Origin of the sequence: Methylomonas albis (assembly GCF_014850955.1) — a bacterium.
In the GTDB taxonomy this organism is placed as follows: domain Bacteria; phylum Pseudomonadota; class Gammaproteobacteria; order Methylococcales; family Methylomonadaceae; genus Methylomonas; species Methylomonas albis.
In genome coordinates this window covers 221,429-238,214 of record NZ_JACXSS010000001.1, presented here as the reverse complement: position 1 = coordinate 238,214, position 16,786 = coordinate 221,429, and the positions used below count along the sequence as shown (strand labels likewise).

16 protein-coding genes are annotated in these 16,786 nt (G+C 53.5%); all 16 read left to right on the top strand.

What is annotated here, in order from left to right; all coding sequences use genetic code 11:
• Positions 1-27: 27 nt before the first annotated feature.
• The 16 genes from secB to EBA_RS00960 all read left to right on the top strand — a co-directional run bounded on the left by secB (position 28) and on the right by EBA_RS00960 (position 16,775).
• Positions 28-501 (top strand): protein-export chaperone SecB, encoded by a 474-nt coding sequence (secB, locus tag EBA_RS01035; RefSeq protein ID WP_192372418.1) that lies wholly within the window; start codon positions 28-30, stop codon positions 499-501.
• 5 nt (positions 502-506) lie between these two features.
• The gene (locus EBA_RS01030; RefSeq protein ID WP_192372416.1) at positions 507-1,508 is read left to right on the top strand and encodes an NAD(P)H-dependent glycerol-3-phosphate dehydrogenase; all 1,002 of its coding nucleotides are present in this window, start codon (positions 507-509) and stop codon (positions 1,506-1,508) included.
• 391 nt (positions 1,509-1,899) lie between these two features.
• Positions 1,900-2,367: a division/cell wall cluster transcriptional repressor MraZ gene (gene mraZ, locus EBA_RS01025; RefSeq protein WP_192372414.1), complete on the top strand. Its 468-nt coding sequence runs from the start codon at positions 1,900-1,902 to the stop codon at positions 2,365-2,367.
• Positions 2,368-2,372: 5 nt separating this feature from the next.
• On the top strand, positions 2,373-3,302 hold the full coding sequence (rsmH, locus tag EBA_RS01020) for a 16S rRNA (cytosine(1402)-N(4))-methyltransferase RsmH (protein WP_192372412.1): 930 nt from the start codon (positions 2,373-2,375) through the stop codon (positions 3,300-3,302).
• Positions 3,302-3,574: a cell division protein FtsL gene (gene ftsL, locus EBA_RS01015; RefSeq protein WP_192372410.1), complete on the top strand. Its 273-nt coding sequence runs from the start codon at positions 3,302-3,304 to the stop codon at positions 3,572-3,574. Before rsmH ends, ftsL begins: the two co-directional genes overlap by 1 nt.
• Positions 3,575-5,302: a peptidoglycan D,D-transpeptidase FtsI family protein gene (locus tag EBA_RS01010; RefSeq protein WP_192372408.1), complete on the top strand. Its 1,728-nt coding sequence runs from the start codon at positions 3,575-3,577 to the stop codon at positions 5,300-5,302. It abuts the gene before it with no gap.
• Complete coding sequence (locus tag EBA_RS01005; protein WP_192372406.1) at positions 5,299-6,759, top strand: UDP-N-acetylmuramoyl-L-alanyl-D-glutamate--2,6-diaminopimelate ligase; 1,461 nt, start codon at positions 5,299-5,301, stop codon at positions 6,757-6,759. The genes EBA_RS01010 and EBA_RS01005 overlap by 4 nt, the downstream gene beginning before the upstream one ends.
• Positions 6,756-8,120: a UDP-N-acetylmuramoyl-tripeptide--D-alanyl-D-alanine ligase gene (locus EBA_RS01000; protein ID WP_192372404.1), complete on the top strand. Its 1,365-nt coding sequence runs from the start codon at positions 6,756-6,758 to the stop codon at positions 8,118-8,120. Before EBA_RS01005 ends, EBA_RS01000 begins: the two co-directional genes overlap by 4 nt.
• On the top strand, positions 8,120-9,202 hold the full coding sequence (gene mraY / locus EBA_RS00995; protein ID WP_192372402.1) for a phospho-N-acetylmuramoyl-pentapeptide-transferase: 1,083 nt from the start codon (positions 8,120-8,122) through the stop codon (positions 9,200-9,202). The genes EBA_RS01000 and mraY overlap by 1 nt, the downstream gene beginning before the upstream one ends.
• A 2-nt stretch (positions 9,203-9,204) precedes the next feature.
• The gene (murD, locus tag EBA_RS00990) at positions 9,205-10,575 is read left to right on the top strand and encodes a UDP-N-acetylmuramoyl-L-alanine--D-glutamate ligase (protein WP_192372400.1); all 1,371 of its coding nucleotides are present in this window, start codon (positions 9,205-9,207) and stop codon (positions 10,573-10,575) included.
• Complete coding sequence (ftsW, locus tag EBA_RS00985; RefSeq protein WP_192372398.1) at positions 10,569-11,735, top strand: putative lipid II flippase FtsW; 1,167 nt, start codon at positions 10,569-10,571, stop codon at positions 11,733-11,735. The genes murD and ftsW overlap by 7 nt, the downstream gene beginning before the upstream one ends.
• Positions 11,732-12,796 (top strand): undecaprenyldiphospho-muramoylpentapeptide beta-N-acetylglucosaminyltransferase, encoded by a 1,065-nt coding sequence (gene murG / locus EBA_RS00980; RefSeq protein WP_192372396.1) that lies wholly within the window; start codon positions 11,732-11,734, stop codon positions 12,794-12,796. Before ftsW ends, murG begins: the two co-directional genes overlap by 4 nt.
• The gene (gene murC / locus EBA_RS00975; protein ID WP_192372394.1) at positions 12,793-14,220 is read left to right on the top strand and encodes a UDP-N-acetylmuramate--L-alanine ligase; all 1,428 of its coding nucleotides are present in this window, start codon (positions 12,793-12,795) and stop codon (positions 14,218-14,220) included. Before murG ends, murC begins: the two co-directional genes overlap by 4 nt.
• Positions 14,220-15,098, top strand: coding sequence for a UDP-N-acetylmuramate dehydrogenase (gene murB / locus EBA_RS00970; RefSeq protein ID WP_192377123.1), 879 nt, complete (start codon positions 14,220-14,222; stop codon positions 15,096-15,098). The genes murC and murB overlap by 1 nt, the downstream gene beginning before the upstream one ends.
• Positions 15,095-16,045 (top strand): D-alanine--D-alanine ligase, encoded by a 951-nt coding sequence (locus tag EBA_RS00965; protein WP_192372392.1) that lies wholly within the window; start codon positions 15,095-15,097, stop codon positions 16,043-16,045. Before murB ends, EBA_RS00965 begins: the two co-directional genes overlap by 4 nt.
• Positions 16,032-16,775, top strand: a complete 744-nt coding sequence (locus EBA_RS00960) for a cell division protein FtsQ/DivIB (protein WP_192372390.1) — start codon at positions 16,032-16,034, stop codon at positions 16,773-16,775. Before EBA_RS00965 ends, EBA_RS00960 begins: the two co-directional genes overlap by 14 nt.
• Positions 16,776-16,786 lie beyond the last annotated feature (11 nt).

Below are 16,786 nucleotides of genomic sequence, written 5' to 3'. Positions count from 1 at the left end.
ATCAACCAACCCCCAACAGCAAACATCATGGCCGAAATCGACGCATCCAGCGAAAAACAGTTCGCTATTCAAAAGATCTATACCAAAGACATTTCTTTTGAAACACCCAACGCTCCAAAGATATTCACCCAAAAATGGGAGCCCGCGCTGGATCTTAATCTCGGCACGCACGTTCAACCCATCGAAAACTCGATGTACGAAGTGTCCCTGACATTAACGGTCACCGTAAAGATTGCCGATAACACGGCATATCTGGTCGAAGTAAACCAATCCGGTATTTTTTCGATTGCCGGTTTCACCGAACAAGAGATGGGACCCATGCTAGGCAGCTTTTGCCCAAACGTCCTGTTCCCCTATGCGAGAGAAGTAATTTCCGACCTTGTCAACAAAGGCGGCTTTCCGCAATTAATCTTGGCACCGGTCAATTTCGACGCGTTGTATATGCAGCACCTGCAACAAGCCCAAGCCCAACAGGAACCAGACGCAAAAACGCTAAATTAAGCTGGATGCCACCATCAATCAGCATTCTTGGTGCCGGTTCTTGGGGAACGGCTTTAGCGGTACAGGCAGCCAGAAATGGCTGCGACACCCTTTTGTGGGGCCATAATCCCAAACATATAGCAGCGCTAAAGCAAACCGGCGAAAACAACCGTTACTTGCCGGGCGTCTATTTTCCCAAAAATCTGCAATTCACCGACAACCTTAGGGAGGTCGTGACTTTCAGCCCGGTGCTGCTTATTTCGGTCCCCAGCCACGCCTTTAGAGGCACCATGGCGCAAATCAGGCCAATGCTCAGCGAAAGCTCGAGAATTGCCTGGGCGACCAAGGGTTTCGATTGCCAAGACGGCGCATTGCTAAGCGAGGTAGCAGCACAAATATTGGGCGCCAATATCGAAAGCGCCGTACTCTCTGGACCTACGTTTGCACAAGAAGTCGCCGCCGACCTGCCGACTGCGCTAACCATCGCCTCTACCTCGGAAAGCTTTGCCGCCCAACTCAGCGATAGACTGCACAACCAACGATTCAGAATTTACACCAGCAACGATATTATTGGCGTACAGGTGGGCGGAGCTTGCAAAAATGTTCTGGCAATCGGCGCCGGCATAGCCGACGGCCTTGGCTTTGGTGCCAATACCCGAGCAGCACTGATCACGCGCGGCCTGACCGAAATTATGCGACTCGGCATCAAGCTTGGCGGCCAAGCTGACACTTTTATGGGACTAGCCGGACTCGGCGACCTGATTTTGACGTGCACCGATAATCAATCCAGAAACCGCCGCTTTGGCCTGGCATTAGGACAGGGCAAAGAACAACAGTACGCTTTAAACGAAATCAATCAGGAAGTAGAAGGCATATCGGCGGCCAAAGAAGCATACCGGCTATCGCAAAAACATGGGGTCGAAATGCCCATTACCGAACAAGTCTACAAAGTCCTTTTCGAACACCTACCCCCCAAACAAGCCGTCCAAAATCTGCTGACGCGAGATCAAAAATCGGAAACCCTGTAAGTTTCTATCTAAATGCTCATATATAAACCCAAATAGCGCTACAGCCACCATCTAAACTCAACTACTCATCAAGCTTTTGCTAAGCAAGGCCAACCTTGCAACACACCATCCAGCCTACCCTTACAGCAAATCGTCTTCAAAAAGTAAGGATTAGCACTTAATAATTGCAATCCACATCAAAAGCCGCCATTAACTTTTTGATAAAAATCATTTTTAACCAAAACATTCCCCTCTACCACTCAACATACCTCAACCCTGCGTAAGTCCTTGTAGAAAAAGAAAGAATTTAATCTAAATGCCTCTTGACTAAGCACCTTTTGAAAACTATAGTGGTGCAAAAGTGATGTAAAGTGGTTAGAAATGGATTTTTTTGGAATTTTTGAGGTTCATCTTGTTTCGAGGCATAAGTGCAATCAGTTTGGATGCGAAAGGGCGCATTGCGATTCCTACCCGTTATCGGGAGGAGTTACAGGAATCCTGCGACCGCCAAATGGTTGTGACTGTTGCTGTTGACGACAAGTGCGTCGGCGAGCAGGGGTGCCTTTGGTTATATCCATTACCAGAATGGGAAAAGCTCGAACAGACCATCAGTAAATTGCCCACTTTAAACAAAATGGCCGGCAAACTGCGGCGTTTTGTGATCGGCAACGCCTCGGAATGCGAAATGGACAGCCAGGGTCGTCTGCTGTTACCGGAGCCTCTCAGAGAATTTGCCGGCATGGAAAAACACATCATGCTGGTGGGACAACTGAATAAATTTGAAATATGGAACGAAGCCGCCTGGAAGGCCAAGGAACGGGAATGGATGGACGGTAACGACACCGAGGGCCTTGAGGAACTTGGCTCGCTGTCGTTTTGAAGGAGATGACCACCCATCAAACGGTTTTGTATGAAGAAGCTTTACAGCAACTTAACATAAAACCCGACGGCATTTACCTGGACTGCACTTTCGGGCGCGGCGGACATAGCCGCGGCATCCTAAAGTTACTGAATGATTCCGGCAGATTGTTGGCACTTGACAGAGACATGGACGCCATTTCTAGTGACGAAGCCAAGCATCTAATGATCGACAGCCGCTTTAGTTTGCATCACGCCAGCTTTGCGGAGCTGAGTACCGCTATCGAACAGCACGGTTATACCGGCAAAGTTGACGGCATACTGATGGATTTGGGCGTATCGTCCCCGCAGCTTGACAATGCGGAACGCGGTTTCAGTTTTTTGCGCGACGGCCCTTTGGACATGCGCATGGACAGCAATCATGGCCTGTCGGCTGAAGTCTATTTAGCCGGAGTCGACGAAAAAGAATTGGTTCGCGTGCTGTTTGAATACGGCGAAGAGCGCTTTGCCAGAAGAATTGCCAATGCTGTTGTCACCCAACGCCAACAGCAACCGCTGCAGACCACTTTGCAATTGGCAAAATTGATCGAAAACAGTGTGCCGTTTCGCGATAAGCACAAACATCCTGCAACCCGCAGCTTCCAGGCGATCAGGATAGAGATTAACCAAGAACTCGAACAGATTAAAACCGGATTGAAACAAGCCGTGGACGTATTGGCACCGGATGGGCGTTTAGTCGTGATCGCCTTCCACTCTTTGGAAGATCGCATCGTCAAACGCTTCATTCGTGACCAATCCGGCCCAAAAACCAATCCGGGCAAGCTGCCGATTAAAGAGCAAGACATCGAACAAGGCCAGTTACGCAAAATAGGAAAGTCGATACGGGCACAACAACAGGAGTTGCAACAGAATCCACGCGCACGTAGCGCGGTGATGCGAGTTGGGGAGAAGCGCTGATGGCGATTGCGAGAAATATCCTGCTGACATTACTGGTGGCGATGCTGATGGTCTCGGGAATCGCCGTGATTTACAGTAAATACCAATCGCGTCTGCTATTCATAGACATTCAGAAAAAAGAAAAAGAACTCGACGATTACGAAGTGGAATGGGGTCGGCTACAACTCGAATTGACTACGCTGACCGAAGAAAACAGGGTTGAAATCGAAGCAAGAACACGGCTGATGCTGACTTTGCCAGCCCAAGACAAAATTATCTATATAAAGCCGTAAATGCGAATTGCCACCGGCGCGGGCACGATACCGCGCCAAAATACAGATTTTGTGATCCGGCGCAGATTGCTGCTTTCGGTGATGCTGCTGGCCATGCTGGCCTTGGTGGGCCGCGCGGTGTACCTGCAAATTCTCGACAAAGATTTCCTGCAAGACAAAGGCGATATGCAACATGTCGGCGTAGTGTCGGTATCAGCATATCGTGGGCAGATTAAAGATAGGAATGGCGAACCCTTGGCGATCAGTACCCCGGTGCAATCGATTTGGGTCAATCCTCGCCAACTGCGAGATGCGGAACAGGACAAATTGGCGCCGATGGCGAAAATCCTCGGCTTTCCGGAAAAGGAGCTCCGCTCGCTGTTAAAAAAGGAAAAAGACGCCAACAAGCGTTTCGTGTATTTGCGCAGACAGATCAACCCGGATATAGCCGAAAAGGTTAAAGCCCTGGAAATTACCGGCGTGTACTTCGAACGGGAGTTTAAGCGTTACTACCCGGCCGGCGCGGTATCGGGCCATTTACTTGGCTTCACCAACATAGACGACATCGGCCAGGAAGGCATCGAACACGGCTACGAACATATTCTGCGCGGCCAGCCCGGCAAAAAGCGCGTCATCAAGGACGGCAAGGGCCAAATCATCAAGGACGTAGAAAATATTGAAGAAGCCATACCGGGTCGCGATCTGGTGTTGACTATCGACGAACGCCTGCAATACCTGGCTTACCGGGAATTGCAGAATGCGATGATCCAAAACAAAGCGCATTCGGCATCCCTAGTGGTGTTGGATGCCAAAAACGGCGATGTATTAGCGACTGTCAGCCAGCCGGCTTTCAATCCCAACAACCGTAGAGAATTGAGCAGCAACCGCTATCGCAACCGGGCCATGGTGGACAGTTTCGAACCCGGTTCGACGGTTAAACCCTTCGTGGTGGCTGCGGCGCTGGATGGTGGCTATATAAAGCCCAACGTAATGATAGAAACCCATGGCGTCTATCATCTGGGCCGCAACGTGGTTAAAGACGTACATAACTATGGCACGATGGATTTAACGCACGTGCTGCAAAAATCCAGCAATATCGGGGTCACGCAAATCGCGATGACCATGCCGCCGGAATATTTTTGGGGCGTATACAGCAGACTGGGGTTCGGCACCTCCGCCGGCGTGGGTTTTCCGGGAGAAGCTAGTGGCTCCTTACTGGACTACCAAGGCTGGCACGAATTTGACCAGGCGATTTTATCGTTCGGTTACGGGGTTTCCACCTCGATTTTACAATTAGCCAGAGCCTATACCGCTTTGGCAGACGACGGCATCATTCATTCCGTCGCCTTATTAAAGCGCGATGAAGATCCCGACGCACAACGGATTTTTAAACCCGAGACGGCAAGAAAGGTCCGGGAAATGCTGGAACACGTCATCGGTAAGGAAGGCACGGCATACCAGGCCAGAGTCGAAGGTTACCGGGTAGCCGGTAAAACCGGTACGGTGAAAAAGGCTGGAGCAGGCGGTTACAGCGAAGACAAATATTTATCGGTGTTCGTAGGCATGGCCCCGGCCAGTAATCCGCGCTTCATTATTGCGATTGTGGTGGACGAGCCCACCACCGGCCAATATTACGGCGGCTTGGTAGCGGCACCGGCATTCTCGAAAGTGATGGCGGGTGCATTGCGCGTTTACGGCGTTGAGCCGGACGGCATGGACAACATGCATCTATTGTTGAGCAAACAATGAAACTGGCCGAATTGCTGGACGGACTGACAATAAATCCAGCGGATTTGGAGATTAGCGGCTTGTGCTTGGACAGTCGAAACATCCAAATCGGCGACGCGTTTATTGCGTTGAACGGGGCAGTCCAGCATGGGATTGCTCATGCAAAACAGGCAGTTGCCAACGGTGCAATAGCAGTAATATACGATCCAAGCGGCGCGGATATGCAGACGGTTAGCGCCTTGAAAATACCAAGCCTGGCAATTGCTGATTTGGCGCAAAAACTGGGCGAAATCGCCGCAAGATTTTACGGCAATCCATCGGAAATTTTGGATGTGATTGGTGTGACAGGCACCAATGGCAAGACCACCTGTAGCCAGTTAATCGCGCAGGCTTTGCCGGCTTGCGGCGTGATAGGCACCATGGGCTGGGGTGATGTTGGCAGCTTGCAGCCGACCGCAAACACCACGCCGGACGCGTTGGCCGTGCAGCAGATGCTGAGCGAATTTGTAAAACAGAATAAGCGTAACGCGACCATGGAAGTGTCCTCGCACGGATTGCATCAAGGCCGAGTTAACGGGGTGCGCTTCAAAGGCGCGGTCTTCACTAATTTGAGTCGCGACCATTTGGATTATCACGGCAGCATGGCGGAATACCTGCAAGCCAAACTGACGTTATTTAAAACGCCGGGCCTGCAATTCGCGGTGGTCAATCTGGACGATGCCAGCAGCGCCGAGGTATTGCAGAATCTGCCGGACTCAGTGCAGTGCTGGACCTACAGCACGAATGGAATGCGCGGGACTGCTAAGGAAGCCGTAAGCGCCGAACAGGTAAAACACAGCGCCACCGGCATCGAATTCGACGTGATATGGCGTGAGCAAAGACGCAGGGCAAAGACTTCGCTGGTCGGCAGCTTTAATCTTGATAACGTGCTAGCCGTGCTTTGCGTACTACTGGCAAGCGGCAGCGAATTCGACGCGGTGATCGCGCAATTGGCCAAATTAAACGCTATTGCCGGCCGCATGGAAAAATTCGGTGGCAACGGCAAACCCACGGTATTGGTGGACTATGCACATAGCCCGGACGCACTGGAAAAAGTGCTGAAAGCAGTGAAGGCCGCGAACCGACTGCGAGTCGTATTTGGCTGCGGCGGCGACCGCGACAAGGGCAAGCGCCCGGAAATGGGCCGGATTGCCGAAACCTGGGCGGATCAAGTCATCGTCACCGACGACAATCCGCGCAGCGAAGCACCTACAACGATTATTAAAGACATTTTGAGCGGCTGCCAAAGCCAAAAAATAACGGTAATTAACGATAGAGCCACGGCCATAAACACAGTGATACGACAAGCAGACCCAGAGGATTGCGTGGTGATAGCCGGCAAGGGCCACGAAAACTACCAAGAGATCAACGGTGTAAAACAGCCGTTCAGCGATCGACGCGTGGTCGAACAGGCACTAGCTGCGTGGAGCAAACCATGAAACTGCAACTTAGCGAGATTGCCCAAGCCGTCAACAGCAAGCTGATCGGCGAAGACAGAGAAATCCCTGCCGTCAGTATCGATACCCGCACCTTACAGCCCGGCGCGCTGTACATCGCAATAAACGGCAAGAATTTCGACGGTCACAGCTTTATCGATAAAGCCGAGCAAGCCGGCGCCGAAGCACTCCTGCTCGAACGAGCCGCACCATCCGCTTTACCGCAAATCATCGTCGCCGACACCCATCTGGCGTTGGCGGAACTGGCTGGATACTGGCGTAAAACCTTGCCAGTCAAAGTAGCCGGCGTCACCGGCAGCAACGGCAAAACCACCGTCAAGGAAATGATTGCGGCGATTTTCGCTACCCAAGGCCACACGCTTTCGACGCAAGGCAATCTGAACAACGACATCGGCGTACCGCTGACGCTGTTGAAGCTGGATGACTCTCATCGCTACGCAGTCATTGAAATGGGCGCCAACCACCCAGGCGAAATTGCCTATACCAGCCGCTACGCACAAGCCGACGTCAGCGTTATCACCAATATCGGCGCCGCCCACATCGAAGGTTTCGGCAGCATTGAAGGTGTTGCCAAAACCAAGGGCGAAATCATCGAAAGCCTGGGTAAAGACGGCGTAGCCGTATTAAATCGCGACGACGCTTTTTACGAATTCTTGCTGACTCTGGCGGGCAATCGCAAACACGTGTCCTTTGGTTTGAGCACCACCGCCGACGTCACGGCATTAAATATCGACACAGCCTTGGATTCCCAAGGCTTTGCCACCTGTTTCGAATTAAAAACCGCGACTGGCTCCTTACCCATTCGATTGCATCTGGCCGGCGTCCATAATGTAAAAAATGCGTTGGCCGCAGCAACGGTAGCCATGCAATTCGGCATAAGCCCGGCTGACATTAAACAAGGCTTGGAACAACTGCAGCCAGTCACTGGCCGTATGCAGCCTTTACTGGGCAGCAAGGGCAATATCGTCATCGACGACACCTATAACGCCAACCCCAGCTCGCTGAAAGCCGCGCTGGACGTGCTGACCGATTGCAGCGGCGAAGCGTGGCTGGCCTTGGGCGCCTTTGGCGAGCTCGGCCCGGATAGCCCAGCCATACACCGGGAAATGGGCGAATTAATCAAAGCAAAATCGGTGCAGCGTTTGTTCGCCACCGGCGCATTGGCAAAACACGCCGTTGAAGCCTTTGGCGACGGCGGCCAGTTTTTCGACGATCAGGAACAATTAATAGACACCCTGACAAAAGCCGTCACAGGGAAGGAAACCCTATTGGTTAAAGGCTCGCGCGCCCAGAAAATGGAAAACGTGGTGGCGGCGATGGTCAACAATTTCAGAGCAGCCTAATGTTACTTTTTCTCGCGGATTTTTTAACCAGTATCGACAGCGGCTTCCGGGTCCTACATTACCTGACCTTTCGCGCCATTTTGGGCGTACTCACTGCGCTGAGTATTTCCTTGCTGGTCGGCCCGGCCATGATCGAAAAACTGACGCGTAAAAAGATCGGTCAAAGCGTGCGCGACGACGGTCCGCAAAGCCATTTTTCCAAATCGGGCACGCCAACCATGGGCGGCGCGATGATTTTGTTCGCGGTTGCAATCAGCACCCTGCTCTGCGCCGATCTGAGCAATCGTTATATCTGGGTGGTGTTGTTAGTAACATTGACCCATGGCGTAATCGGCTTTGTCGACGACTATAAAAAAGTGCTGCTTGGCAATAGCGACGGATTATCCGCCCGCGCCAAATACTTCTGGCAATCGGTGGTGGCCCTGGGCGCCGCCTTATATTTGTACAACACCGCTCAAGTAGCGGCGGAAACCCAGTTCATCGTGCCGTTTTTCAAAAATATCACCCTGGATATAGGCTGGGGCTATGTGGTGCTGACCTATTTCGTTATCGTCGGCTCCAGCAATGCGGTCAATCTGACCGACGGACTGGACGGTCTGGCCATCATGCCCACCGTGATGATCGCCGCCGCATTGGCAATTTTTGCCTATTTATCCGGACACGTTAATTTCTCGCAATACCTGGCCATCCCGCATATCCCCAAAGCCGGCGAACTCGTAGTGTTTTGCGCGGCCCTGGTCGGTTCCGGCTTGGGCTTTTTGTGGTTTAACACCTATCCCGCCATGGTGTTCATGGGCGATGTCGGCGCACTGGCGCTGGGTGCTGCGCTGGGTATCGTCGCGGTACTGGTGAGACAAGAGATCGTACTGGTGATCATGGGCGGTATTTTCGTGATGGAAACCATCTCGGTGATTATCCAGGTCGCCTCGTTCAAAACCCGCAAAAAGCGGGTGTTTTTGATGGCACCGATTCACCATCATTACGAATTAAAAGGTTGGCCGGAGCCGCGTATCATCGTGCGTTTCTGGATTATCTCGGTCATCCTGGTGTTGATCGGTCTGGCCACTTTGAAGCTGAGATAAGTATGAACACTACCGCCCTGCTCAGTAATCTGGAAACCCATTTCAACTTAAATCCGGATAGCGCTCGCCTATTGATCGTCGGCCTGGGCGCTACCGGCTATTCGGCTGCGCAATTTTTGCAAAAGACCCCGATTAAATTCGCCGTGATCGATAGCCGCAAAAATCCGCCGCTGATCGATAATTTACGCGAACAAATGCCGGATGTGCCGGTGTTTTCCGGCGGTTTCGACCAGTCCGCTCTGGATGTCGCCACTCACTTACTGGTCAGCCCTGGCGTGTCCTTACACGAAGCGGCCATTCAAAAAGCCGTGCAAGCCGGTGTCACCGTGCTGAGCGACATCGACTTATTCGCTTGCGCCACGGACAAACCGGTTATCGCGATTACCGGTTCCAATGGTAAAAGCACCGTGACTACCATGCTGGGCGAGATGGCCAACGCCGCCGGGGTAAAAACCGCTATCGGCGGCAACCTCGGCACACCTGCACTGGACTTACTGCAACAAGACGCCGACCTCTATGTGTTGGAACTGTCCAGCTTCCAGTTGGAACGCACCACCGCTTTGAACGCAAAAGTCGCCACCATATTAAACGTCAGTCCGGACCACCTGGACCGCCACGATGGCATGGCCGGCTATGCGGCGGAAAAGCAGCGCGTGTTTCGCGGCGACGGGGTGATGATCTTAAATGCCGACGACGCCATGGTCATGGCCATGCGCGAACCCAACCGGCAAACATTAACTTTTTCCACGCAAACTCAAGCCGATTTTTATCTGAGGCGCGGCGAAACTGACACCATGATGCACGGCGAACAAGCCTTGATGGCGGCAGGTAAACTGCGCCTGGAAGGCACTCACAACATCGCCAACGCCTTGGCAGCCCTGGCCTTGGGTACCGCCGCAGGCTTAAGCATCACCAAAATGTGCGATGCGCTCAGAAAGTTCAAAGGCTTGCCGCACCGCATGCAAAAAGTCGCGGAAAAAGGCGGCATTAATTGGGTTAACGATTCCAAGGCCACCAACATCGGCGCGTGTATCGCCGCGCTAAAAGGCTACGAGCACAAAGTGATATTGATTGCCGGCGGCGAGACCAAGGGCGCCGACATGAGCGAACTAGTGCCGGCCGTCACCGAAAAAACCAAGGCCGTGGTACTGATAGGCAAAGATGCACCATTGATCGCGCAGGCATTAAACAATTGCGTGCCTATCCATTTTGCCGGGAACATGAAGGAAGCGGTAACAATAGCCGCAGACCTGGCCAGCGCAGGCGACAGCGTGTTGTTATCACCGGCCTGCGCCAGCTTGGACCAATTCCGTAGCTACGTTGATCGCGGTAATAAGTTCGCCGAAGCCGTGATGAGTCTGCCCTTATGTTAAAGCCGACCGCCAAGCCCCGCGCGCAAAACCGCTTGCACATCGACCCGGTGTTGATGTTGGCGTGCTTCAGCCTGCTGGGCATTGGTTTCATGCTGGTCACCTCGTCCTCTCTGCACTTGGGCGTAAAAATGGCCGACGACATTTCGCACTACCCGTTTAAACAGTTGATTCACATTGCTTTCGGCTTGGGCTTTTCCGCGATCATTTTGAACATTCCGATGCAAAGCTGGGAAAAAATGGGCCAAACCCTGTTTATCGCCGGCCTTGCCTTGCTGCTCGTGGTATTGATTCCCGGTGTCGGTATCAAGGTAAATGGCAGTATCCGCTGGCTATCGATTCTCGGCTTGCGGATTCAGGTGTCGGAAGTGGTGAAATTCATCTCGGTGATTTACATGGCCGGTTACGTCACCCGCCATTCGGACCATGTGCGCCGTTCGGCCTTCGGTTTGGTTAAACCTTTAATGCTGTTTTCGGTAGCTTGCGTGCTGCTGTTGCTAGAGCCCGACTTCGGCTCAGCCGTGGTAATTCTGATCATCGCGATGGGCATGATGTTTCTCGGCGGCGCCCGAATCTCTCAATTCATCATTTTATTGGCGTTGGTCGCGGGCTTGGCGGTGATGTTGGTCATCGTTTCACCCTACCGCTTGGCGCGGGTGACCAGCTTTATGGATCCGTGGGCCGACGCCAGGGATACCGGCTTTCAGCTGACTCAGGCCCTGATTTCGTTCGGTCGCGGCGAATTTTTCGGCGTTGGCTTGGGTAACGGCCTGCAAAAACTGTTTTATCTGCCGGAAGCGCATACGGACTTTTTATTCTCGGTCCTAGGTGAAGAACTGGGCTTACTGGGCGTATTGTTAATCATCGGTCTGTTCGCCGCCTTAGTCGTTCGCGCCTTTGCGATTGGCGAACAAGCCGAGCAAGCCGGTCTGAAATTTTCCGCGCTGGCGGCTTACGGCCTGGGTATCTGGTTTGGTTTCCAATCCTTCGTCAATATGGGCGTCAACATGGGCATGCTGCCCACCAAAGGCTTGACCCTGCCCTTGATGAGTTACGGCGGCGGCAGCATGATCGTGATGTGCGGCGCAATGGCCGTGTTGTTTCGGATTCACTACGAGGTGACCGAACACAATAAAAGCAACGTGAAGGGGAAACACGCATGAGCCGACGCATTGTCATCATGGCGGGCGGCACCGGCGGACATGTGTTTCCGGCACTGGCGGTTGCTCAGGAAATGCGCGCACGCGGCTGGCAAGTCAACTGGCTGGGCACCGAGAAAGGCCTGGAGAGCCGAGTGGTGCCTGCGAATGACATCGACATCGACTGGCTGGCCGTAGCGGGTATGCGCGGCAAAGGTTTACTCTCGAAACTGGGAGCCGGCTTTAAATTGATTCAGGCTTGCTTGCAGGCGCGGCGCATACTGAAGCAGCGCCAACCCAATGTAGTATTGGGCATGGGCGGCTTCGTAGCAGGACCCGGCGGCATAATGGCGAAATGGCTGGGCATCCCGCTGGTGATTCACGAACAAAACCGGATACCGGGCACTACCAACCGTTTACTGGTGAAACTAGCCGCCCGCAAAGTGTTGGAAGCGTTTCCAGACAGCTTCGGGAAAGCGGTGCAAGCTATCTGTACCGGCAATCCCTTACGAAACGCATTTATCGGCTTGCCGGAAAAATCCGAATGGCATCCGCAGGCCGGACGTAATTTACGCATTCTAGTCTTGGGCGGTAGCCAAGGTGCCAAAGTTTTGAACGACACCGTACCCGATGCCTTGGCGAATCTAGCCAATCTGGATGTAAAACACCAGACCGGCAGCGCCATGCAAGCTGAAGTGGCCGAGCGATACCGTACTTTGGGACTAAACGCCGAAGCATTGGCCTTCATCGAGGATATGGCCAGCGCCTACCAATGGGCCGATTTAATTATTTGCCGCGCCGGTGCGATGACGGTCAGCGAAGTGGCGGCTTGCGGTTTGCCAGCGATTTTCGTGCCCTTGCTGCACGCAATCGACGACCACCAAACCGCTAACGCCCAATATTTAACCGAAGCCGGCGCGGCGTTGTTGCTGCCCCAGCCCGAATTAAACGCGGAAAGTCTGCGTAAAACCATAGAACAAGCCATGACATCATTAAACTCCATGAGCCGGGCAGCCAAAGCCAAGGCCAGACTCGCCGCAACCCGGACCGTTGCCGACATTTGCGTTGCGGAGGCTGCGGCATGAACCGTCCCAACATCGACAACCAAGCCCTGGGCGACATCGACAAAATCCATTTTGTCGGGATCGGTGGCACCGGCATGAGCGGCATCGCCGAAGTGCTGTCCAACTTAGGCTACACCGTATCCGGCTCCGACATCAAAGGATCGGCGGTCACCGATCGTCTGCAAGCCATGGGCGTCAAGGTCTACTTCGGCCACCATGCCGACAACGTCATTGATGTCGATGTCGTCGTCACCTCCACCGCAGTCGACAGAACCAACCCGGAAATCGTCACCGCCTACGAAAACCGCATTCCGGTGATTCCGCGCGCGGAAATGCTGGCTGAATTGATGCGCTTTCGCTTCGGCATCGCGGTCGCCGGCACCCACGGCAAAACCACTACCACCAGCCTGACCACGATGATGCTGGCCGAAGGCGGACTGGATCCGACTTTTGTGATCGGTGGTCGTTTGAACAGTGCCGGTGCCAATGCCAAATTGGGCTTGGGTAAATACCTGGTGGCCGAAGCCGACGAGAGCGACGCGTCGTTTTTATACCTGCAACCGATGATGGCGATAGTGACCAATATCGATCAGGATCATATGGAAACCTACGGCGGCAGCTACAGCCGTTTGAAGGACACCTTCATCAAGTTTTTGCATCAATTACCTTTCTATGGACTGGCGGTTTTGTGCAGCGACGACCCAGGCGTCTGCGCAATTTTGCCGAACATCTCCAAACCGGTGAAAACTTATGGCGTCAATGAAGACGCGGATGTGCGCGCCATCGACATCAAACAAGACGGTTTGCGCACCCATTTCACGGTGTTGCGCTGGGGCGGACAGCCACCACTAAAAGTCACGCTGAATCTACCCGGCTGGCACAACATGCTGAACGCCTTAGCCGCCACCACCATAGCCACGGCACTGGGCGTGGACGATGCCGCCATTATCAAAAGCTTGGCCGAATTCAAAGGCGTCGGCAGACGTTTTCAAATCAATGGCGACGTGGATTTCAACGGCGGCAAACTGACGCTGGTCGACGATTACGGCCACCATCCGCGCGAACTGGCCGCCACACTGGAAGCCTTGCGCCAGGCATGGCCGACCCGCCGCAAGGTGGTGGTGTTTCAACCGCATCGTTATACCCGGACTCGCGACTTGTTCGAAGATTTCGTGGAAGTGCTGTCCAGCGTCGATGTGCTGATTTTGCTGGATGTTTATTCTGCCGGCGAAGCGCCGATTACCGGTGCCGACGGCAAAGCGCTGAGCCGCTCGATCCGAGTACGCGGCCAAGTTGATCCGGTATTCGTGCAAAACCGTGAAGACTTAGCCACCATCCTGGCGGGCATCGTCGAAGTCGACGACGTGGTGCTAACCATGGGCGCCGGGAACGTTGGCCAGATCGCCGCCGATTTGCCGCAACAATTGACTGAGGCCCTAAAGTGATGGCGCACAGAGGCACCTTATTAAACAACGAACCGCTGGCGAAATACACCAGCTGGCGCGTCGGCGGCCCCGCCCAGCACCTGTACATTCCGGAAAACAAGGCCGACCTGATCGAATTTATCGCCAGTCTGCCGACAGGCGAGCCTTTGTATTGGATGGGCTTGGGCAGCAATTTGCTGGTGCGCGACGGCGGCATTCGCGGCACGGTGATCAATACCCGCAATCGCCTGAAGGAAATGCGCCTGATCGATTCCGGACGCGTTTATGTGGAAGCAGGCGTGCCCTGTGCGCATGTCGCCCGCTTTTGCGCAGACCTGGGCCTGATCGGCGCCGAGTTCCTCGCCGGTATTCCCGGTACGATGGGCGGCGCGTTAAAAATGAATGCCGGCGCCTTTGGCGGCGAAACCTGGAGCATCGTCGACCAGGTAGAAATGATCAACCCGCGCGGCGAAGTGATCGAGCGCAACCATCACGAATTCGAAGTGGCCTATCGTTCGGTCAAAGGCCTTAACGAGGAATGGTTTTTATCCGCGCAATTGACATTGGTCAAGGGCAATAGCGAAGCCAGCCAACAACACATCAAAGCCTTGCTGGAAAAGCGCAACGCCTCGCAACCGACCAACAAACCGACTTGCGGCTCAGTATTCAAGAATCCGCCCGGCGATTACGCGGCGCGCTTGATCGAAGCCTGCGGCCTGAAAGGCTTTGTAATCGGCGGCGCAGTCGTGTCGGAAAAACACGCCAATTTTATCGAAAACCGCGGCGACGCCAGCTCCGAAGACATAGAAGCCTTGATCGAACATATTCAAACCCAAGTACAAACGCAATTCGGCATCAGTCTGCAAACCGAAGTCTGCCGGGTAGGTGAAAAAGCATGAAGCCCTTACGTATCAAAAATGCCGCCGATTTCGGCAAAGTTGCAGTCCTGCTGGGCGGCTCGGCCGCCGAACGGGAAATATCCTTGAATAGCGGCAACGCGGTCTATCAAGCCTTGAAAGCCCAGGGAGTCGATGCGGTAGCGATAGACGTGACCACTAGCCCGATAAACGCGCTGGCCGGCATCAAAGCCGATAGAGTGTTCAACGTAATCCATGGCCGGGGCGGCGAAGATGGCGTATTGCAAGCGGTTCTGCAAGTTTTGGGCTTGCCATACACCGGTTCCGGCGTGATGGCTTCGGCATTGAGCATGGACAAATTACGCACCAAGCTATGCTGGCAAGGTTTGGGTTTGAGCACGCCACTTTGGTTTGTGCTGAAAAACGCAGCCGATATTGATACCTGCATCGCCAAACTGGGTTTTCCGGTGATAGTCAAACCGGCGCAGGAAGGCTCCAGCATCGGCATGAGCAAAGCCACTAACCGCGACGAATTAGTCGCCGCGTTGCAATTGGCCCAGCAATACCAATGCGACGTCTATGCCGAGCAATGGGTGCAGGGCCAGGAATACACAGTCGGCGTGCTGGATGGCGAAGCGTTGCCGGCTATTAAATTGGAAACACCGAATACCTTTTACGACTTCGACGCCAAGTACCGGGCAAATACCACCAAATACCACTGTCCCTGCGGCTTGAACGCAGAGCGCGAACAACAATTACAGGCATTGGCCGTACAAGCCTGCCAAGCATTAGACGTGAAAGGCTGGGCCCGTGTGGATGTGTTTATCGACGCTAACGGCGAATCGCAACTGATCGAAGTCAATACCGTGCCGGGCATGACCGACCACAGCTTGGTGCCGATGGCGGCCAAGGCGGTGGGGATTAGTTTCGAGGAATTGGTCTGGCGAATTCTGGAAACCAGCATGGCGGGTCAAGGTGAGCCGGTTTAAATTCATCCTGTTATCCGCACTGCTGATGGGCGGTGGCTGGTGGACATGGCAACAATTCGGCGCCAGCGCGCTGAACAGTAAGCCCATCCACTATGTAAAGATTGAAGGCGCCTTCCAATACACCAGCAAAGACAGGCTGAAAGAAGTATTGGCGCCGCAAATGAAACGAGGCTATTACCAAGCCGACATGCAGGCTATCCACCAGGCAATTAAGGCGTTGCCCTTGGTGGATAAGGTGGATGTCAAACGGGTGTGGCCGGATGCGGTACATATAAAAATTACCGAGCAAAAGCCGGTGGTGCGCTGGGGCAAATCGGCTCTGTTGAACAAACAAGGCGATTTGCTGGTGCCGGACAATATCGACGAATTTAAGAATTTGCCCTTGATTACCGGCCCGGACGGCCAAGAAAAGAAACTGCTGGAAATCATGAAAGGCGTGTACATCGTATTGAAGGATAAATCGATGCAGCTCGCAGAGTTTCACGTCAACGAACGGCGGGCTTGGCGGATTAAGCTAGGCAGCGGCATGGAGATGCAATTGGGCAGAAAGGCGCCGCTGGAAAATATGCAGCGCTTTTTAAGAACCATGGATTTATTGGGTGAGGAACAACTGGCCATGATAGCGAGTGTGGATACCCGTTACCCGAACGGCTTTGCGGTGACCTGGAAACCGGATGTCACCAATATCGATTGGAAAGCAATCGTGGAAAAAAACAAGAACCTGATTTAAACGCTTACAAG

Excerpts from the sequence above, each read along its gene's own strand:
- secB (WP_192372418.1), top strand. The coding sequence starts at position 28 with ATGGCCGAAATCGACGCATCCAGCGAAAAACAGTTCGCTATTCAAAAG.
- EBA_RS01030 (WP_192372416.1), top strand. The coding sequence starts at position 507 with ATGCCACCATCAATCAGCATTCTTGGTGCCGGTTCTTGGGGAACGGCT.
- rsmH (WP_192372412.1), top strand. The coding sequence starts at position 2,373 with ATGACCACCCATCAAACGGTTTTGTATGAAGAAGCTTTACAGCAACTT.
- ftsL (WP_192372410.1), top strand. The coding sequence starts at position 3,302 with ATGGCGATTGCGAGAAATATCCTGCTGACATTACTGGTGGCGATGCTG.
- EBA_RS01010 (WP_192372408.1), top strand. The coding sequence starts at position 3,575 with ATGCGAATTGCCACCGGCGCGGGCACGATACCGCGCCAAAATACAGAT.
- EBA_RS01005 (WP_192372406.1), top strand. The coding sequence starts at position 5,299 with ATGAAACTGGCCGAATTGCTGGACGGACTGACAATAAATCCAGCGGAT.
- EBA_RS01000 (WP_192372404.1), top strand. The coding sequence starts at position 6,756 with ATGAAACTGCAACTTAGCGAGATTGCCCAAGCCGTCAACAGCAAGCTG.
- mraY (WP_192372402.1), top strand. The coding sequence starts at position 8,120 with ATGTTACTTTTTCTCGCGGATTTTTTAACCAGTATCGACAGCGGCTTC.
- murD (WP_192372400.1), top strand. The coding sequence starts at position 9,205 with ATGAACACTACCGCCCTGCTCAGTAATCTGGAAACCCATTTCAACTTA.
- ftsW (WP_192372398.1), top strand. The coding sequence starts at position 10,569 with ATGTTAAAGCCGACCGCCAAGCCCCGCGCGCAAAACCGCTTGCACATC.
- murG (WP_192372396.1), top strand. The coding sequence starts at position 11,732 with ATGAGCCGACGCATTGTCATCATGGCGGGCGGCACCGGCGGACATGTG.
- murC (WP_192372394.1), top strand. The coding sequence starts at position 12,793 with ATGAACCGTCCCAACATCGACAACCAAGCCCTGGGCGACATCGACAAA.
- murB (WP_192377123.1), top strand. The coding sequence starts at position 14,220 with ATGGCGCACAGAGGCACCTTATTAAACAACGAACCGCTGGCGAAATAC.
- EBA_RS00965 (WP_192372392.1), top strand. The coding sequence starts at position 15,095 with ATGAAGCCCTTACGTATCAAAAATGCCGCCGATTTCGGCAAAGTTGCA.